The organism is Candidatus Omnitrophota bacterium (genome assembly GCA_040755155.1).
GTDB lineage: Bacteria > Hinthialibacterota > Hinthialibacteria > Hinthialibacterales > Hinthialibacteraceae > JBFMBP01.
Genome location: JBFMBP010000029.1, coordinates 83,025 through 99,134, shown reverse-complemented (window position 1 = coordinate 99,134; position 16,110 = coordinate 83,025). Strand labels below are relative to the sequence as shown.

Here is a 16,110-nt window from a genome sequence, read left to right as displayed (position 1 = left end):
ATTGGCAAGGTAGTATTCCCAGTTAATCCGAAAGCAGCTAGCTTGAAGAGCCTACATGAGATTTGCTTATTAAAATGACGCTAAGCGTAGAACAGGCGATCGAAGATCTGAAGCAAGGCAAAATGCTCATCGTTACCGACGACCAAAGCCGGGAGAACGAGGGGGATTTAGTCTATCCCGCGCAAATCATCACCCAGGAACAGGTGAATTTCATCATTACCGTGGCTAAGGGATTGTTATGCGTTTCTATGGAAAAGGATCGGGCGCAGCGGCTCGATCTCGATTTGATGACGGCGCAGAATACGTCCCTGCACCATACTAGTTTTACCGTGAGCGTCGATGCGCTGCAAGGAACGACAACTGGCATATCCGCCAAGGACCGGGCGACAACGATCCGGCGTCTCGCCGATGAAAACGCCAAACCGGAAGATTTCGGTCGTCCGGGGCATGTTTTTCCCCTGATTTCCAAGGTTGGCGGCGTTCTGCGGCGCCAAGGCCATACGGAGGCGGTTACCGATTTGTTGAAAATCGCCGGATTGACTCCCGTCGGCGCTCTCTGCGAAATTCTTGATGAAGAAGGCAATGCGGCGCGAATGCCCGCTTTGGAAGAGCTTTCGCAAAAATACGGCATCGGCATCGTTACGATCGAGGATTTGATCGCTTACCGCCATCGAATCGAAAAATTGGTCAATCAAATATTGGTGACGAAATTGCCCTCTAAATACGGCGATTTTAATCTTCACCTTTTCGAGAATCAGGTGGACGACAAAATCCATTTGGCTTTAGTGAAAGGCGACGTAACCACGCCGGAGCCAGTATTGTTGCGGGTTCACGACGAATGCCTCACGGGCGACGTCCTGGGTTCGCTGCGCTGCGACTGCGGCGAACAATTGGCCGCCGCTCTACGGGCGATCGAAAAGGAAGGGCGCGGCGTTCTGTTGTATATGAAGCAAGAAGGGCGCGGCATCGGCCTCGTGGAAAAACTGCGCGCTTACGTGCTTCAGGATCAAGGCTACGACACCGTGGAAGCGAATCTGAAACTGGGACACAAGCCTGATGAAAGGGATTATGGAATCGGCGCGCAGATTCTTTCTTCGCTCGGCATCCGCAAAATGCGCTTGATGACCAACAATCCGCGCAAGATCGTAGGCTTGTCCGCCTTTGGATTGGAAATCGTGGAGCGAGTTCCCCTGCAAGTGGGACTGAACGAGCATAATATTCATTACTTGAAAACCAAAGAAAAGAAAATGGGGCATATATTTATGTAACTCATGTTACGCAATTCCATCCCCTCGCCCTTTGGGAGAGGGTCAGAGTGAGGGGAGAACTGTAGGGTGGGCTAAAAGCAAAGCGTAGATTGTAGGGTGGGCTCAAAGCGAAGCGTAGCCCGCCAAGTTAGGTTGAATCCCAAAGACTGTAGGGTGGGCTAAAAGCAAAGCGCAGCCCGCCAAATAGGTGAGTCGCTCCCCTCGCGGGAGCGTGGATTGAAACCGGGGGAGATTGAATATGTCGCAATACATCGAAGGAAATCTGAACGCCGCTGGGAAGACTTTCGGCATCGTAGTATCGCGTTTCAATAGTTTTATCACCGAACGATTGCTGGAGGGCGCGTTGGACGCCATTATCCGGCATGGGGGCGAGGAAGAACATATCTCCATCGTGCGCGTTCCGGGATCGTGGGAAATCCCCTTGGTGCTGAAGAAGATGGCGCTCACCGACGAATTCGACGCTTTGATCGCGCTTTCCGCCGTCATTCGGGGCGAAACGCCCCACTTCGATTACGTGGCGGCGGAAGCATCCAAAGGCGTCGCCCATGTGAGCCTGGAGACCGGCGTTCCGATTTCGTTCGGCGTTCTCACCACCAACACCATCGAACAGGCCATAGAGCGCGCGGGAACCAAAGCCGGCAATAAGGGTTTCGACGCCGCCCTCGCCGCTATCGAAATGGCCAATATTTGCGAGCAGTTATGACCCGATCATCCGGTTTTCGCCGCGCTGGGCGCGAATACGCCTTGAGAGTGCTTTTCGGTTTCGATTTTCTTCGCGGGCTGGGAGAAGAACATCCCATTCTTTTTTCGCCGAACTGGTGGAAGGATGACGACTGCCTTTTCATCAATTCGGAATCGGAATCGTTCGCCCGGCAGTTAATCCTAAGCGCTTGCAAGGAACAAAGCCGAATCGATCAATTCATCCAGAAACATTCTAAGCATTGGCGCTTGGACCGCATGTCACCCGTGGAGCGCAACATCCTGCGCCTGTCCGTTTGCGAATTGCTCGACGAAAAGGGCGCTCCTCCCAAAGCGATTATCAACGAAGCCGTCGAACTGGCGAAATGCTACGGCGACGTCGATTCTCCCCGCTTTCTCAATGGCGTTCTGGATGCTTTAGCCGCTAATATCCGCCGATCCGGCAATGAACCTAAAAACAGCGGTTGATTTTCTGTTTTCAAAATTTACTCTTATGAAACACTTCGACAAGAGTTGGTGGGCTACGCTTCGCTTTGAGCCCACCCTACGGCTGACCACTGACCACTGTTTTTGATATTTATGGTTCCAGCTGTTTAGCGGCTAAGCGTCCCAGCATTGTTGTCGCTTCCAATTCGTTGGGATCTTTTTCCAAAATTTGCGCCAGGGCGTCCGCCGCTTTTTGCAGCCTTCCTTCCACGAAATGCAGATATCCCCAGAGAAATTTTACGTTCAAATTGTCTGCCTGTTTGAGGAGATAGCGGTCGAGCAGCGCAAAATGGGCCTTGAAATCGTTCAAATCGCCGTAATAGACCGATAAATCCACCGCTTTGTCGTACCAGGCGGAATGCAGTTTGAGCGCTTGCCGCAACGTGGACGCCGCTGCGCCGTAATCGCCTGTTGCGAAGAGAGCCAGGGCGAAACCCATTTGCGAGGGAGCGTTGCTGGGCTGCTTGTTCGTTGCCTGGCGGAATTCAGGAACGGAGTTTACGTAATCCCGTTGCTTGAACAGCCGGTTGGCTTCCGTCAAATGCTCGGCGAAAGATTGGCTCTCCTCTTGAGGGCGGGGCGGGGGAGACGGGGGAGAAACGGATGGCGGAATTTGGCGTTCGGAGATGGGGGGACGATAAGGACTAACGGCCTCCAGATTCCCGTAAGAGGAAAGAGAAGGCGGCGGGTAATAAGAAGCGTATGGCAGAGGCGAAAAAGAATAAGGCGAATTGACGTAGACGATTTGCGTTTTCGGCAAGGCGAGGCGCGACGTATCGGGCACGCTGAGCGGACGGCGTTTGAATTCGTAGGGATATTGATTGCCGAAGATGGGCCGTTCGTAACGGACAAGAAGAGGATAGGCGTAAGCGTAGCCGCTGCCTGCGAAATAGGGGCGATAATAATAGCGCTGGGATTGGGCTTCCATCGGCGCGAGAAGTACGCCGAGAATGCCCGCGATGGCCAATATGAGGATTATACGATTCATGATCGTTCCTCCCTTCGATTCGGTTCCGGCTTGCGCGAGAGGATTCGATAGTTAGGGCTTGCCGCAGCAAGCCGGATCATTCATGAGCCGCTCTATATTATTTGATGACGGCGAAGGGGAATACGTAAGTATACTCCGGCGGCGCGTCATTTTGATCTTTAGGAAACCGCTCCAGGCGCGTAATGCGGATGCGCGCGGAATCCAGCCGCGTGGAAGGCGCGTTGAAGTAGAGATTGCCCTCCACGATGGAGCGGGGGAAAATCCTGATGGGGCCGGTGGGCAGAGCATTCGCCAAAAGGCTGGGATATGATCGTTCGACGAATACGGGACCGCCGCCGATCCACCAGGGATTGTAGTAATGGCTATAAGCGAAGCCGTACGTGATAAAAGTACGGGAAACCCTGACGTTGGAAACTTCGTTTATCGCTTCTTTCGGCAGGGCGAAAAACTGGCGCCCAGAGCCTTCGAAAAGAAGAAATTCTTTGGGAATGAAGTCGGTTTCTTTATCGGCGAGATTGCTGATGGCGACGGTGAAGGCGGTGAGTTCGCCGTATAACCGGTTGGGCAAACTCGCCTGGCGAATGCTGATGGAGATATTGCCTTGTCTCTGGATAGCCATATCTCCATTGGGAGTCAAATCGATTCCTGGCGCGGGCATGGCTTTGAAGGAAGGCGAGGCGCATCCCGCGCCGATGAGCAAAAAGGCCGCCGCGATCGCCGCCAGCATCGCCATTGGCCTAGCGTTTCTTATTGATCGTACTGCATCGATGAACATAGCGCTGGAATCCCCCGATAATCGAAGTTCTTCTCTTTCTATTATGTATCGAAGAGTCCAAGGCGTCCAGCTGATTTTTCGGGGATTATTTTTTTGCGCAAGCCGGGAAGATCGCAAAAGCGAATTCCCTCGCCGGGAAGGGATGACGATTCCAATCCAGAGCCGTCAATCGGTTCTCCACGTTCGCCGTTGGGTATGGGCGCATAGCATTCGTATGTAAATTTACGTCATTATTTTGGCAATGGCTTTATGGAATTTATAAAATATCAACTCTCCTCCAATCGTTTTTCAATAACCATTTTTCGATTAGAAAAATAAAATCGCTAAAGATTATCTCCTTCTCGTTAAGGTTCATATTTTTGCATATAATTGGAAGATCGTCTTCAAATATTTCATATCGTTGAAATAGGATGGAACCGCAGGGAATGACAATGTTTTTGTCTGAGTAACCAATTTGCAGCCAATTGCGGATAAGAGTAATCGCCTTTTGGATATTTCCATCATGAACGCTAATGTCTTGACCAGAGATATCCGAACAAAATTTTTGATAACGGTATTTTTCTTTATCGAGAATTAAGCAGCGTTTTTCTCTTTGATGTTCGTCGCCAAACCAGGTTGCGCCTAAAAAGATGCCCAACTCAAAAGGCATATTAAACCGAGGCAACAAGTTATTTGCATCGAGTTCCGTTCGCGATAGATCGTGGATGCCCCATTGGCATTCCGAAACGATTTTTACGATTTTATCGATTCTTGTTTGAGCGGCGTTGTCGATTTCCAAGGCGCAACGGGCGGTAAATCCACAGTCGCGAACGGCAAAAACGAGAGCATCAAAAAGGAATTTATAATCGTCGTCAAAAGGACAATTTATAAAAACGTTTTTTTCATAGTTCGCCGTCTTCATTTGGGGGCGCGCCTCATGGGGATCAAGCCATGACGGATGGATTCGATGATTTTCCCATCTTTTCTATGAATAATCAGGTCGTAATTATTTTTTTTCGCTAAACGGCGTCCATAATTAACCGCTTCATTTTTAGTGGCGAAATTTTTAAGCATTTTACCCGCTTTCACTATTGACCATTTATGCAAATCCGAATAAGACACTAATAAGGTTCTTACTTCGTAACAATAATCAATAGCTTTGCTTACAGCTTCTGCATCCAAATTCGTAGGCTTGTCCAAACCGATTATCGTTCTCATTCCGAGTTTTTTTTCATTCTGAGGCGATTTTGGCATTTGTACCGTAGAATTTGATTTTTCTTTTGCTGGATAATTGGACATTTTTCTTCTCGTCTTATAACAGAATATTTCCCTCTCTCGATTATAACGATATCCGTAGGTCAGTCAACAAAAAAACGCCCCCAACCGCATCCCGTTCAATCCATCACTCCTAACGGATTGGCGACGTAGACGCGGGTGCATTGGGAGTAGGTTTCTCCCAGGGGGCTGGGGAAGACGCATTCTACGTAAAAGGCTTTGTAACCCGATTTGGGGAAGGATACTTCAGCGGCGAATTTGGGGGAATTTTCTTCGCCGCAGGGAAGGCTGGACCATTTGTCGTTGCGGAAATCCCGGTCGGAGGAAAGAACGGTCCAGAGGTTCGCGCTGATGACGCTCTCGTCCGCTGCGACTTTCAATACGGCTTCATCTTCTTTTTGCGAAAGACGCCATGTCACTTTGGGATGTTTTTCGCCTCGGGCGCATTGATAGAAGAAGGCGCCCAAAGCGCGCACGGCCTGTTCGCCGCCGCCGAGGTCGTGACCGGCGTTGGGGACGTAATGGATGTACTTTTCGCCTTGGAGATCGTCAAAATAATACTTGATGGCGTCGACCGGCCAATATTCGTCGTTCGTGCCCATGAAAATCAATTTGGGGATGTTAAGTTTCCGGCGGTAGACGTAGGGATCGACAAGATCGGTTAGCACTTTTCCTTCGGGAGAGCCGAGTTTGTCCGGCAAATTCAATTTCGTATAATCCTCGATTTGTTGGCTGTACGATCCAAAGGATTCGACCTGGTGCTTCATTTGCGGTCCCATGTTCAGCGTATCGATGACCATCGGCGCAATGCCTTTGACGCGCTTATCGGCGGCGCCGGTCAGCCAGGTGGTCCAGCCGCGCTTGGAAGCGCCGGAGACGACGAATTTCTTTACTTTCCATTGCAATTTATCGCCGCAGAATGCTTGAACGGCGTCCATCGCCTTGACGGCGCTTTTGACCATAGGAAAAAGAAGCGGCCAATTGGGATCCTTAGTTTTTAGGAATTTATCGAAGGTAAAGGAGATGATTTCGTCTTCCTTTTTACCGTCAAACAGAGGTTGGTTGGGGACTTGGCTGAGGATGGCCGCCGGGCAGCCGCAGCCAACGGCCATGCGTCCGAAAAACTGGAGCGTTTCCTTGTCCGCCTTTTTCCATTTGGGTTGGCCGTTTTCGTTGGAGCCGCCGTTGATGAAAAGCAGCGCGCAATCCGATTGGGCGCGTTCTTTCGGCATGAGAATCGTTAACTGGTGACACCAGGGAATGCCCATCCAGGTTTGGGAGTGGAGTTGGAGATAGTATATATCCAAACCTTCCGCCTCACCGCGATCGTAATTGACCCAGGAATAGGCGGGATCGGGATTTTCAATATATTCTTGGAGAGCGTTTGAAGCGGCGGATGCAGGCATATTTCCAACCAGGAGAAAAGATAGCGCCAAAAGAGCGCCGATGCAAACGAGATGGTCTGCGCGACGACAGTTCATTAAAATACCTCTCTATAAAAGGAATTCCAATCTTATTGATTCAAAAATCAGTTATTATCTTACGCCGCTTCCCGCCGGATTTCACGGCCTACGGATTGAATGGGAATATCCGGCTGTTCGGAGCGGGCGGCTTCCATGATGAATTTGGGCTGATGCCAGACGGCGGGGAGACCGGCCTCGCCCTTTTTGAGCAGTTCTCTTTTGATACGAACGAGGATATCCAAGTACCAGAGTTTTAAGCGGAGGGATGGCAGCCACGATAATACTTTTTTCGTGAACCAGAATACGCGGGGATAACTGGTGAAAAGATGGGCGCATTGTCCGATTTTCTCGATCAATTCCTTGTCGTTCAGTTTGATGCTGTCCGCTAACCGGTCCTGATACTCGCGGGGGATTTCGTTGAGATCGCCGCTGAAGCCGTATTCCGCCGCGCATAACTCGGCGAGTTTCGTTCCTGGGAAGGGTTGGAAGAAGGAGAACATATTGATGTGGGTGCGGGCGCGGATATTGAGTTCAATGGTGGATATCGTTGATTCCACCGTTTCGCCGGGTACGCCGATCATATTTTGGCCCATGACGCGGATGCCGTATTTGTAATAAAGATCGCAAGCGTTTTGAATCTCTTCCGTGCTGATATTTTTGGCGAGAATCTTCTGCCGGAGATCGTCCTGGCCGTTCTCGATTCCCATCGCCACGCGGATGCAGCCCGCTTGGGACAGAAGCTGGGCTTCTTCCTCGTCCGTAAGGTCGCAGCGCACGTTGCACATAAAGGGCAGGCCGATTTCCTCGCCGTAGCGGGGTAAAAATTCCCGCAGCCAGCGGCGGTTGAGGATAAAGGTGTCGTCCTGGAAGGCGATGTAGAGGACTTTGTAAACGTCTTTGAGCCACCTCAATTCGGCGAGAACGTTATCCACGCTGCGGATGCGGGTCCAACGTCCCGCCTGGGTGTCGCGGGAGACGTGATTGAAACAGAAGGAGCAATCGTAAGGGCAGCCTCGTCCCGCAATGACGTAGCCGATGCGATATTTCCAGATGGGGAAATCGCGAATCAGTTCGCGATCGGGGAAGGGAAGTTGGTTGAGGCTTTTATTGTCGATGAAGGGACGCGGGGGATTGGAGACGATCTTGCCGTTTATATTGTAATTCATGCCTGCAACGCCAGTGTAATCTTTTCCCGATTCGTACAGGTCGAGCAATTCGAGCATGGGGTATTCTCCCTCGCCGACGCAGATGGCGTCGACGCCTTCTTCTTCAATCATTTGGGGAAAGAAGGTGGGGTGGTGGCCGCCGAAGAGCGAGAAGCAGGAATATTCCCGCCTCAGTTCGCGGTTAACCTTCAAATATAGCGGCATCTGGCTCGTTGTCGTGGAAAAGGCGAGGATGCCGGGCGCAGTGCGGACAATTTTTTCCACGTAATCAGGACCTTCGTCAACGTTGACGCCGGAAACGGAGTGTCCCGCCTCTTTGAGCACGGCGGAAATGTAGCAAGGACCTAAGGGTTGGTGGCTTAACGATACATTATCGAATACGAAAGTGACTCGCATCATCTACCTCATTTATTGGAACCGAGTTCCATGGATTTATCTATTACGCTGACGATCAACCGCTGTTTCGATCTTACCTTGGCTAAAATTCTGCGATAAAACATTGTATGCTGTTCTATCCAAGATTCTAGTTGAATTCAGGCAAGGGAAGTTTTGATCGATTTCATTCTCTACATCGGAACCGGATTTTGTCTTGCGGCGGGCGGCGAAGCGATCGGCGCTTACACATTGCGGTTTTTAGGAATGCCGTCCGATTGCCCCAAAGCCATCGCGTGGGGCGTAGGGATGGTTTGGCTTTCGGCGTTCCTGATTATATTGGGATCGACGGGAGGCTACGCCGCGCCGGCGTTTTGGGCGATTTGGGCGTTTTATTTCGCCGCCGCCGTCATTCGCGCGATATCTATGCGCAAAATCTGGCTGGCTTATTTTTGGAAAGAAGGGAATCTGTCTTCCAGCGTCTATCAAGTCTGCATCGCCGTCATGCTTATCGTTTGTCTCGGCACGGTTTTTACGCCCGAAACCCGCAGCGATCCTTACGACTATCATCTATCAACGCCCAACCTCTATCTAGCGTATGGGAAGATTGTGGAAATTACTTGGCACGTCTTCACGTATATGCCGAAAAATGGGGAAATTCTCTATGGTTTTGCGTTGGGATTGGGAGACGATTCCCTCGCTAAGCTGATCCATTACCTCTTCGGTGTTTTTATTTTGCTGGCCTTGGGATCGTTCGTCAAACAGCTGTTGCATCCGGAAGCGGGGTGGTTGGCGGCGCAGTTGGCCGCGACGCTGCCGTTATTCGGTTTTTTGGCGACCTCAGCGTATATCGATCTCATTCGCGCCTTTTGGGAACTAATGGCGTTATGGTTTCTTTACTTTGTTTGGCGGGAAGAGAAGGAAGCTATGAAAAGCCGCTGCTTGCTCTTTTCCTGTTTTTTCGCCGGTATGGCGATGGGAACCAAATACGTCGCCTGGCTGGTTTTTTTCATTCCATATACTTTTTTATTGATTTTAACTTTACGAAATTTCTCCGTTCGCCGGTGGCTGCGGCTGCTCTTTCCCGCTGCTGTTTTAGGGCTTCTCCCCATGTTGCCTTGGCTTATTTACAATGCCGTTTGGACAGGCAATCCTGTGTATCCGCTTATGCCTACACTTTTCGGAACGCATACTCCCGCCGCAGGCCAGGCTTACGATTTTTTCCGCCATCACGCTCCCGCGGCGGATACCTATAGCGCTGGGAATATTCTTCCTTTTTGGCTAAATCGCGTTTGGCTTTTATTGTTGGACGGAAATGCGCTGCTGATCCTGGGCGGCGCATCCCTGTTGGCTTCCGTTTGGTGGAAAAAGATCGGCATCGGAGCGCAATTGCCGGGGTATGTTTTCGCAGGATTATCTATCCATATTCTTCTATCGTTCTTATTGTTTTCGCTATTCGTGGATAATAACGACGGACGTTTTTTTGCTTCGACATTGATCCTGTTGGCGATTCCCGCCGTTTTTTCCCTCTATGCCGTCAGGGACGCCCTGCAGAACATGGAATCGCTACAGCGATTTTTACTGCCAGCAGCGGCTATGGTTTTCTTTTTCAATGCGATTACTTATCGTTATGTTCAATTGCAGGATTTGAAGGAATCCGTTTTGCCGATGTTCAGCGCCGAGCAGCGCAGCGATTTTCTTACTAAGCGATTTTTCGCCTATCCCGCCATCGAATGGGCGAATGGGCATCTTCCTCTGGATGCTTACGTATTGGGAATCGGCTATCCCTTACAGCGGAAGCATATTTCCGGCATTAAATACGGCTATCTTCCTTTTTTGGAGAATCTCCCCGAAACGATAGAGGCTTCAGAACTGGCGAAACGGTTAAGCGGCGCAGGGATTACGCATTTGGTCGAACCGTTTCCCAATCTGGCGAAAAACCTCGATTTATCCATTCTCAAACCGGATTATCTCATCCCCGTTTACCGCCATCGGCGAACTTCGATTTATCTGTTGCGAAAGCCTGACGCCAGTGGTTAATAATCCGCCAACGTCCGTCCGCTGGCTTTTGATGCGCAACGGCGCTATCGGCGATACGATTCTGTTATCCAGCGCTATTCTTGCCATTCGTGAACAATACCCTTGCGCTTGGATCGAATTGATGGGGAACAAGGAGCGAATGGAACTGTTGACAGGCGCGGGACTGGCTGATTGCGCCGTCTCTTCCGAATATAAGGGCGTGGAAAGCCTTTTTTGGATGGACGTTCCGATTCATCCGGTTCTTAAAGAATACTTAAGCGCCTTCGATTTTATTATCTGTTATACCGCTTCCAAAGAATTGGCTTTAAAAGAACGGTTGCAGGTTCGCCAAGATCAAATCGTTCGAATACATCCCGCATTGCCTGATGCGGAAGGTTCCATCCATGCCTCTCGGCATTATCTTCATGCGCTGGATGGTTTAGTCCCCATCGATCAATTACAAGCGCCGCGTCTCTCGCTAACGAAAGCGGAAATCGCCGCCGCCCAACGGCGTTTGGATGAACTGGGCATCGATCGTTCGCGCCATTTTTTACTGGTTCTTCATGCGGGGGCGGGGAGCCGTGCGAAACAAGCGCCGCCGCCATGGTTCGCTCATGCGGCGCAGGCATTGCAACGGCGCTGGCCGCTGCAAATATTGCTTACGCAAGGTCCCGCTGACGGGGAGGCGGTGGAAAGCGTTTTGCATTTTTTGGGAAATAGTAATGTGGTTCTTTTGCAAGACGAACCTTTGCGTTCTCTTGCCGCGATTCTAAAACAGGCGGATTTGTTTATAGGGAACGACAGCGGCGTTACGCATATGGCGGCGGCGGCGGGATGCCCGTCGCTGGCGATTTTCACCGCCGCTAATCCGGCGGTTTGGGCGCCTCTGGGCGATCATGTTCGCATTGTAGACGCCCGTCTTTCCGTCTAAAGCCTGCCCGTTTTCATCTTTGGATTGGCGATTATAATGACCATGCCGTTCAATCAATTTCGAAATAAAACCATAGAAAGTCAACAAATGAAATATCAAGCGCCTTGCATCGATTGCGCCAAGCGCCAAGGGATTCGGATTTATCAGTTGGTTCGGAATGGAAATCATCATTCGCTCGAATGCCTGGAATCGTTGCGGCGGGAACTCGACGCCATCATCGATCCCGCCGATCCCGCTTTGAGTCCGGCGGAACTGTCGTTATTCGCCATTCGTTTGGCGCAAAACCATGCGGGTAGCCGCGATCCATTCGCGGAAATAAAAAAGGCGAACAATCGAATGGCTTTGGAATTATACCCTTCATTGAAAGAACGAATTACGCAGAGTTCCGAACCTCTCCATATCGCCAGCAAACTGGCCGCTTGCGGCAACATTATCGACCTGGGGATTCATGAGGATTTCGATATTCAGGCGACGATCGATAAAGTGATGCGTGAGGGTTTCCAGCGCGACGATTACCGGAAATTCGCTGAGGCGCTCGACGAAGCGGAAGGAAAATCGGAGAGATTGCTGCTTTATTTTTGCGATAATGCAGGTGAAATCGTCTTCGATAAAGTATTCATCGAAGAGATACGGAAGCATTATCCCCTTTTGGAAATCGCCGCCGTCGTCCGCAGCGTTCCCGTGCTCAACGACGCCACGATGGAGGACGCTAAGACCGTCGGATTAGATCGGATGGCGAATGTCATAGAAAACGGCAATGACGAATTAGGAACGATCCTAACGAAAGCCAGTAAGGAATTGAAAGCGTTATACGAAAAAGCGGATATCATCGTCTCGAAAGGGCAAGCGAATTACGAAACTTTACCGCTCGCGGATAAGAGGATTTTCTTTATTTTAAAAGCGAAATGCGAAGTGATCGCGGCTTCGTTGGGAGTGAAACTTTGGGATGCGGTGATGATGAGAGGTAATGGATAACTATTTGATAATGATATATATATAACTGATATGAGATGAGAAAAAAAGTGAGGAAGAACTATTGCAAGCGGACGCAGGCAGCGTCGTCCTAAGTTTTTGAGGAGGGGGGGCCTTCCCGCAATAGTTCTCCCTCAAAGAGTTGTGTTGAGAATTACTTTACACAAGTAAGTAAATCACGCTTACAACAAATTGTCAACCTTTTTTTGAAAAAAAAATAAGACCCGCCTTCGGGTGGAGAAAGGCGGGTCTCATAAACAATCTTTAATTGCGATCGATTAGTACAGCATAAATTCTCCCACAGTTGTGGAAGGGCTGAGATCGGCTCCAACTCCAACAGGCGCGCCGGAAGCAACTTTGTAGGGCGGTCCACTGAATGGATCGTCGGTTGCAATGGCGGGATTGTTGAAGACGACGCTGGCATCGCTTCCCTGAATTTTAACGTTGGGAAGTTTATCCTGTTCCTCGACGACAACCTTGTTGGCATCGAAGATGTTTCCAGAGCCGTTGGCTATGACGTTTTGAATCAGCCCGTCATCGTTTGCATCGGCGTTGTTGCCGAAATAGGCGTCCGCCGTAAGAACGATAAAAGCGTTCTTGAAGATGTTATTGTTGACCGTCGCTTTGCGGGGACGTCCCGAAGCGTCATGAAAACGAATGGCGATGGGATCGTTGACAAATGTGCATTGTTCAATAGATACGTCGGGATCGGTTCCGTCGTTTTTAATTAAAATCGAACCCACTTTCGAATTGATTCCCAAATCGCCCACCTCGTCGCGATTGAAATTATCGACGAACAAAGAATTTTTCACTGTAACGGAAGGCGTAAAGCCGCTGCGTCCCGCCGTCTCTACAGCGCCGGTTTCGTTTTCGAAATCGCCAGTTTGGATGGCGTTTTTCGTGAAAATGCAATTCTCTACCATAAGAGAACCTTTACCCGCGCCGCGGGCGCCATGCAGGTTGTTGGAGAAAAAGCAATTTTTTAGAGTAACGTTGTTGGCTTGATCGCGTCCCCGGATGACCATGGGTTCTTCCGCATTGAGGAATTTGCAATTTTCGAAGGTCATGTTGGCGGCGATATCTTCGATATTGACGCCCGCTTCCGTCGCATCGCCGCTGGTATAACCGTGGAAATAGATCGAGTTGATTTCGCTGCGCTCACCGTTGATGGCGCCGTCAAAAGCGCAATCGACGAAATAGTAGGAATTATCGAATCCCTGGCCTGCGATATCGGCGGCATTATTGAAATTGATGAGAGCCTCGCCCGCCGAAGCATCGCCGCTATGAGCGAAGAGAACGTTTTTGAACGTCGCCTGGCCCGCCTGGCCATTCATCCCGTATTGATCGGCATCGATCACGGAGGATTGAAGGATTTCGATATTTTCCACGTTGATGTTGATTCCCAGATAGGAGAAAGTGGCGATGAAATGATCGGTTACGTCATTGGTGAAGACGCCGTAGGTTACAGGAGTCGGGGAGACAGGATTGATCTTGGGACGGTTGGCGGGATCCTTGCCGCGCAAGGTGAAGGGATCGCGCTTTGCCGTCAAGGCGATAACCGAATCCAAGTATCCCGTTTGAGTTTCGGGGAATTTCAGATCGGGATCGGGGATCAATCCGCCAATCATGACCTGTTCGTCATATTCCGCGCTATCAATAATCTCGACGACGTCGGGCGTTCCGTCGGTGACTTCGGCTTCCGTGAACGAATCGATGGCTTTTTGTATGGAGGTGAATTGGGCGCCGGATTTGCCTACCGTCTTCGTCGTGGCGAAAGACGGAACCGCGGCCATGATGAGACCAACAAATAAAATAATGGATTTTTTCAACATAAGATATTTCCTTTCTATTTTTTTTTCTCTTTGCGTTGGCTAGGAAGCATACCTATGGCTTTTTATCCCATACATCACCCCTTTCATAAGAGAAAATCTAGCAACAAATCATAGATGTATATTAATTCAGACCCAATTTATCAGTAATTTTTAGTTTTTTCAAGTTTTTTCCCGCTTTTTCGGTTAAGAGTTTATGAAAAATTCGATAGAAAATTTCATTGTTCCTATTGACGGCTTCCCTTTTTTATTATACACTTGTTCAGTAATCGAGAAATGAAGCGGGGAAATGATGAATGATGAATTCCCCTTTCGGGGAAAGGTTCTTAGCGATTACAAGAAAAAAAAGGAGTGAGCCGGAAAAGCGAAGGGGGAAGGGTGAAAGGCAGGCTGCGCATCGTTTATAAGCCGCCAGACGCAATTGATTTTTTTAAGTGAGCATCTTATGAATCGACGACATCGTTTTGTAATATTCTTAAGGAAAAGGAGAGAGAGAAGATGAATTGGACCGAATTGCTCAAGAGCGAATTGGAAGGCGCCTACAAATCGACGCTGGGACTGGTGGAGATGGCGGAGGACGATCAATTGAATTGGAAACCCGCCACAGGCGGCAACTGGATGACGATGAGCCAAATGCTGATGCATTTAACCAACGCATGCGGCATGTGTTTCCAAGGCTTCCTCACCGGCGATTGGGGATTGCCGGAAGGCGTCAAGTTGGAGGATCTTAAACCCGAAGAGATGTTGCCGCCAGCGGAGAAAATGCCCGCGATCGAGAGCGTAGCGAAAGCGAAGGAGGCTATTATCAAGGATAAGCAGCTGGCCTTCGATATGCTCGCCATAACGACGGAGGAGGATCTGACCAATAAGTTTCTCTCGGCGCCCTGGGATCCACGGAAATTAGCGCTGGGGTATTGGTTGCTGCAAATGGTGAATCATCTCAATCAGCACAAATGCCAATTGTTCTACTATCTGAAGTTGCAGGGGAAGCCGGTGCATACCGGCCATTTGTATGGCATGTAATAATCTGGCGATAAATTTTAGGAGATCGAAATTATTATAGTAGGCGGCGGAATTTTTAAATGACTTTCCGCCGCTTTTTCTCTTTTTCGTAATATTCTGGAAGAACGGAAGAGGTGGGAAGCGTGTTGATTTTCTGTTCCGGCCAGGTCATGCCGGGACGGAAATCGTCTTTCTTCTCCACAGGGACGAGAAGACGCTCTTTGGAATAGATAAAGTCGTTTCTGTCCGTACTGGCGGCTTCCCAATTGGGGCCGAGGATGATGGCGTCTTCGGGGCAGGCTTCCTCGCAGAAACCGCAGAAGATGCACCGCAGCATATCGATCTGGTAAAGGGAAGCATAGCGTTCGCCGTGGGACGCGCGATGTTCCGGCGTGTTTTCCGCCGCTTCGAGGTAGATGGCGTTGGATGGGCAAACGACGCCGCATAGGCCGCATCCCACGCAGCGTTCCAAGCCGTCTTCATGGCGTTGCAATTTATGAATGCCGCGAAAGCGGACGGACTGACGGCGCTTTTGGTTGGGGTAATTGAACGTTATCGGCTTGCGGAATAGATGCCTCAAGGTCAATAACATCCCTTTTACAATAGCCAACGCGATTTGCAGGGATTTATCCCAGCCCAGGTTTTTCATTTGCTGCAAGGAAAGCTGGACTTGAACGCTTTTCTGCTTGGGCGCGATCGGCAAGGGCCGAAAGATGCTTTTGTCCATTTCGTTAACCTCGCCATAGAACCATGCAAGAATTGTAGCGGTTCATCAGAGCGGCGGCAACGTTAATCCCGTTTCTTGGATCCTATGAAGCTATTTTTCTCATTAGGGGAAGCAGAATTAGGATTATTCGCAGGAGTTACGTTGAGGCGGTGGAATCCA

Annotated in this window: 15 protein-coding genes; 7 read left to right on the top strand and 8 right to left on the bottom strand. The window is 50.0% G+C overall.

The features are described from left to right. The first annotated feature begins 74 nt into the window (after positions 1–74). The 3 genes from AB1656_03290 to nusB all read left to right on the top strand — a co-directional run bounded on the left by AB1656_03290 (position 75) and on the right by nusB (position 2,435). Positions 75–1,268, top strand: coding sequence for a bifunctional 3,4-dihydroxy-2-butanone-4-phosphate synthase/GTP cyclohydrolase II (locus tag AB1656_03290; protein ID MEW6234389.1), 1,194 nt, complete (start codon positions 75–77; stop codon positions 1,266–1,268). A gap of 238 nt (positions 1,269–1,506) precedes the next feature. Further along, complete coding sequence (gene ribE, locus AB1656_03285; GenBank protein ID MEW6234388.1) at positions 1,507–1,971, top strand: 6,7-dimethyl-8-ribityllumazine synthase; 465 nt, start codon at positions 1,507–1,509, stop codon at positions 1,969–1,971. Next, the gene (nusB, locus tag AB1656_03280; GenBank protein ID MEW6234387.1) at positions 1,968–2,435 is read left to right on the top strand and encodes a transcription antitermination factor NusB; all 468 of its coding nucleotides are present in this window, start codon (positions 1,968–1,970) and stop codon (positions 2,433–2,435) included. The genes ribE and nusB overlap by 4 nt, the downstream gene beginning before the upstream one ends. Positions 2,436–2,544: 109 nt before the next feature. On the opposite strand, the gene AB1656_03275 is transcribed toward nusB, so the two are convergent. The 6 genes from AB1656_03275 to AB1656_03250 form a co-directional block, all read right to left on the bottom strand. Continuing rightward, positions 2,545–3,441, bottom strand: a complete 897-nt coding sequence (locus AB1656_03275) for a tetratricopeptide repeat protein (GenBank protein MEW6234386.1) — start codon at positions 3,439–3,441, stop codon at positions 2,545–2,547. Positions 3,442–3,538: 97 nt separating this feature from the next. Then, positions 3,539–4,174, bottom strand: coding sequence for a hypothetical protein (locus tag AB1656_03270; GenBank protein MEW6234385.1), 636 nt, complete (start codon positions 4,172–4,174; stop codon positions 3,539–3,541). 298 nt (positions 4,175–4,472) lie between these two features. Continuing rightward, positions 4,473–5,117: a hypothetical protein gene (locus AB1656_03265; protein MEW6234384.1), complete on the bottom strand. Its 645-nt coding sequence runs from the start codon at positions 5,115–5,117 to the stop codon at positions 4,473–4,475. After that, positions 5,114–5,494, bottom strand: a complete 381-nt coding sequence (locus tag AB1656_03260) for a DUF2188 domain-containing protein (protein ID MEW6234383.1) — start codon at positions 5,492–5,494, stop codon at positions 5,114–5,116. The genes AB1656_03265 and AB1656_03260 overlap by 4 nt, the downstream gene beginning before the upstream one ends. 95 nt (positions 5,495–5,589) lie before the next feature. After that, positions 5,590–6,951 carry a PhoPQ-activated protein PqaA family protein gene (locus AB1656_03255; protein MEW6234382.1) on the bottom strand — a complete coding sequence of 454 codons (1,362 nt, stop codon included), beginning with the start codon at positions 6,949–6,951 and terminating at the stop codon, positions 5,590–5,592. Between the two features lie 59 nt (positions 6,952–7,010). Then, positions 7,011–8,498: a radical SAM protein gene (locus AB1656_03250; protein ID MEW6234381.1), complete on the bottom strand. Its 1,488-nt coding sequence runs from the start codon at positions 8,496–8,498 to the stop codon at positions 7,011–7,013. A 150-nt stretch (positions 8,499–8,648) separates the two neighbouring features. On the opposite strand from AB1656_03250, the gene AB1656_03245 reads away from it, so the two are divergent. From AB1656_03245 to AB1656_03235, 3 genes are all read left to right on the top strand, one after another. Next, on the top strand, positions 8,649–10,511 hold the full coding sequence (locus tag AB1656_03245) for a glycosyltransferase family 39 protein (protein MEW6234380.1): 1,863 nt from the start codon (positions 8,649–8,651) through the stop codon (positions 10,509–10,511). Next, on the top strand, positions 10,504–11,421 hold the full coding sequence (locus AB1656_03240; GenBank protein MEW6234379.1) for a glycosyltransferase family 9 protein: 918 nt from the start codon (positions 10,504–10,506) through the stop codon (positions 11,419–11,421). Before AB1656_03245 ends, AB1656_03240 begins: the two co-directional genes overlap by 8 nt. Positions 11,422–11,508: 87 nt before the next feature. Then, complete coding sequence (locus AB1656_03235) at positions 11,509–12,396, top strand: ARMT1-like domain-containing protein (GenBank protein MEW6234378.1); 888 nt, start codon at positions 11,509–11,511, stop codon at positions 12,394–12,396. A 275-nt stretch (positions 12,397–12,671) separates the two neighbouring features. Here the strand turns inward: AB1656_03235 and AB1656_03230 are convergent, their stop codons facing one another. Then, entirely contained in the window at positions 12,672–14,225 is a 1,554-nt protein-coding gene (locus AB1656_03230; protein MEW6234377.1) for a hypothetical protein, read from the bottom strand. Between the two features lie 495 nt (positions 14,226–14,720). Here AB1656_03230 and AB1656_03225 point away from each other — a divergent pair, with 495 nt between their 5' ends. Next, complete coding sequence (locus tag AB1656_03225) at positions 14,721–15,245, top strand: DinB family protein (protein ID MEW6234376.1); 525 nt, start codon at positions 14,721–14,723, stop codon at positions 15,243–15,245. Between the two features lie 55 nt (positions 15,246–15,300). On the opposite strand, the gene nuoI is transcribed toward AB1656_03225, so the two are convergent. Then, positions 15,301–15,951 carry an NADH-quinone oxidoreductase subunit NuoI gene (nuoI, locus tag AB1656_03220; GenBank protein ID MEW6234375.1) on the bottom strand — a complete coding sequence of 217 codons (651 nt, stop codon included), beginning with the start codon at positions 15,949–15,951 and terminating at the stop codon, positions 15,301–15,303. Positions 15,952–16,110: the final 159 nt, after the last annotated feature.

Coding starts and splice junctions, on each gene's coding strand:
- AB1656_03230 (MEW6234377.1), bottom strand. CDS start 14,225: ATGTTGAAAAAATCCATTATTTTATTTGTTGGTCTCATCATGGCCGCG.
- AB1656_03235 (MEW6234378.1), top strand. CDS start 11,509: ATGAAATATCAAGCGCCTTGCATCGATTGCGCCAAGCGCCAAGGGATT.
- nuoI (MEW6234375.1), bottom strand. CDS start 15,951: ATGGACAAAAGCATCTTTCGGCCCTTGCCGATCGCGCCCAAGCAGAAA.
- AB1656_03260 (MEW6234383.1), bottom strand. CDS start 5,494: ATGTCCAATTATCCAGCAAAAGAAAAATCAAATTCTACGGTACAAATG.
- AB1656_03225 (MEW6234376.1), top strand. CDS start 14,721: ATGAATTGGACCGAATTGCTCAAGAGCGAATTGGAAGGCGCCTACAAA.
- AB1656_03270 (MEW6234385.1), bottom strand. CDS start 4,174: ATGGCGATGCTGGCGGCGATCGCGGCGGCCTTTTTGCTCATCGGCGCG.
- AB1656_03265 (MEW6234384.1), bottom strand. CDS start 5,117: ATGAAGACGGCGAACTATGAAAAAAACGTTTTTATAAATTGTCCTTTT.
- AB1656_03250 (MEW6234381.1), bottom strand. CDS start 8,498: ATGATGCGAGTCACTTTCGTATTCGATAATGTATCGTTAAGCCACCAA.
- AB1656_03290 (MEW6234389.1), top strand. CDS start 75: ATGACGCTAAGCGTAGAACAGGCGATCGAAGATCTGAAGCAAGGCAAA.
- ribE (MEW6234388.1), top strand. CDS start 1,507: ATGTCGCAATACATCGAAGGAAATCTGAACGCCGCTGGGAAGACTTTC.
- AB1656_03275 (MEW6234386.1), bottom strand. CDS start 3,441: ATGAATCGTATAATCCTCATATTGGCCATCGCGGGCATTCTCGGCGTA.
- AB1656_03255 (MEW6234382.1), bottom strand. CDS start 6,951: ATGAACTGTCGTCGCGCAGACCATCTCGTTTGCATCGGCGCTCTTTTG.
- nusB (MEW6234387.1), top strand. CDS start 1,968: ATGACCCGATCATCCGGTTTTCGCCGCGCTGGGCGCGAATACGCCTTG.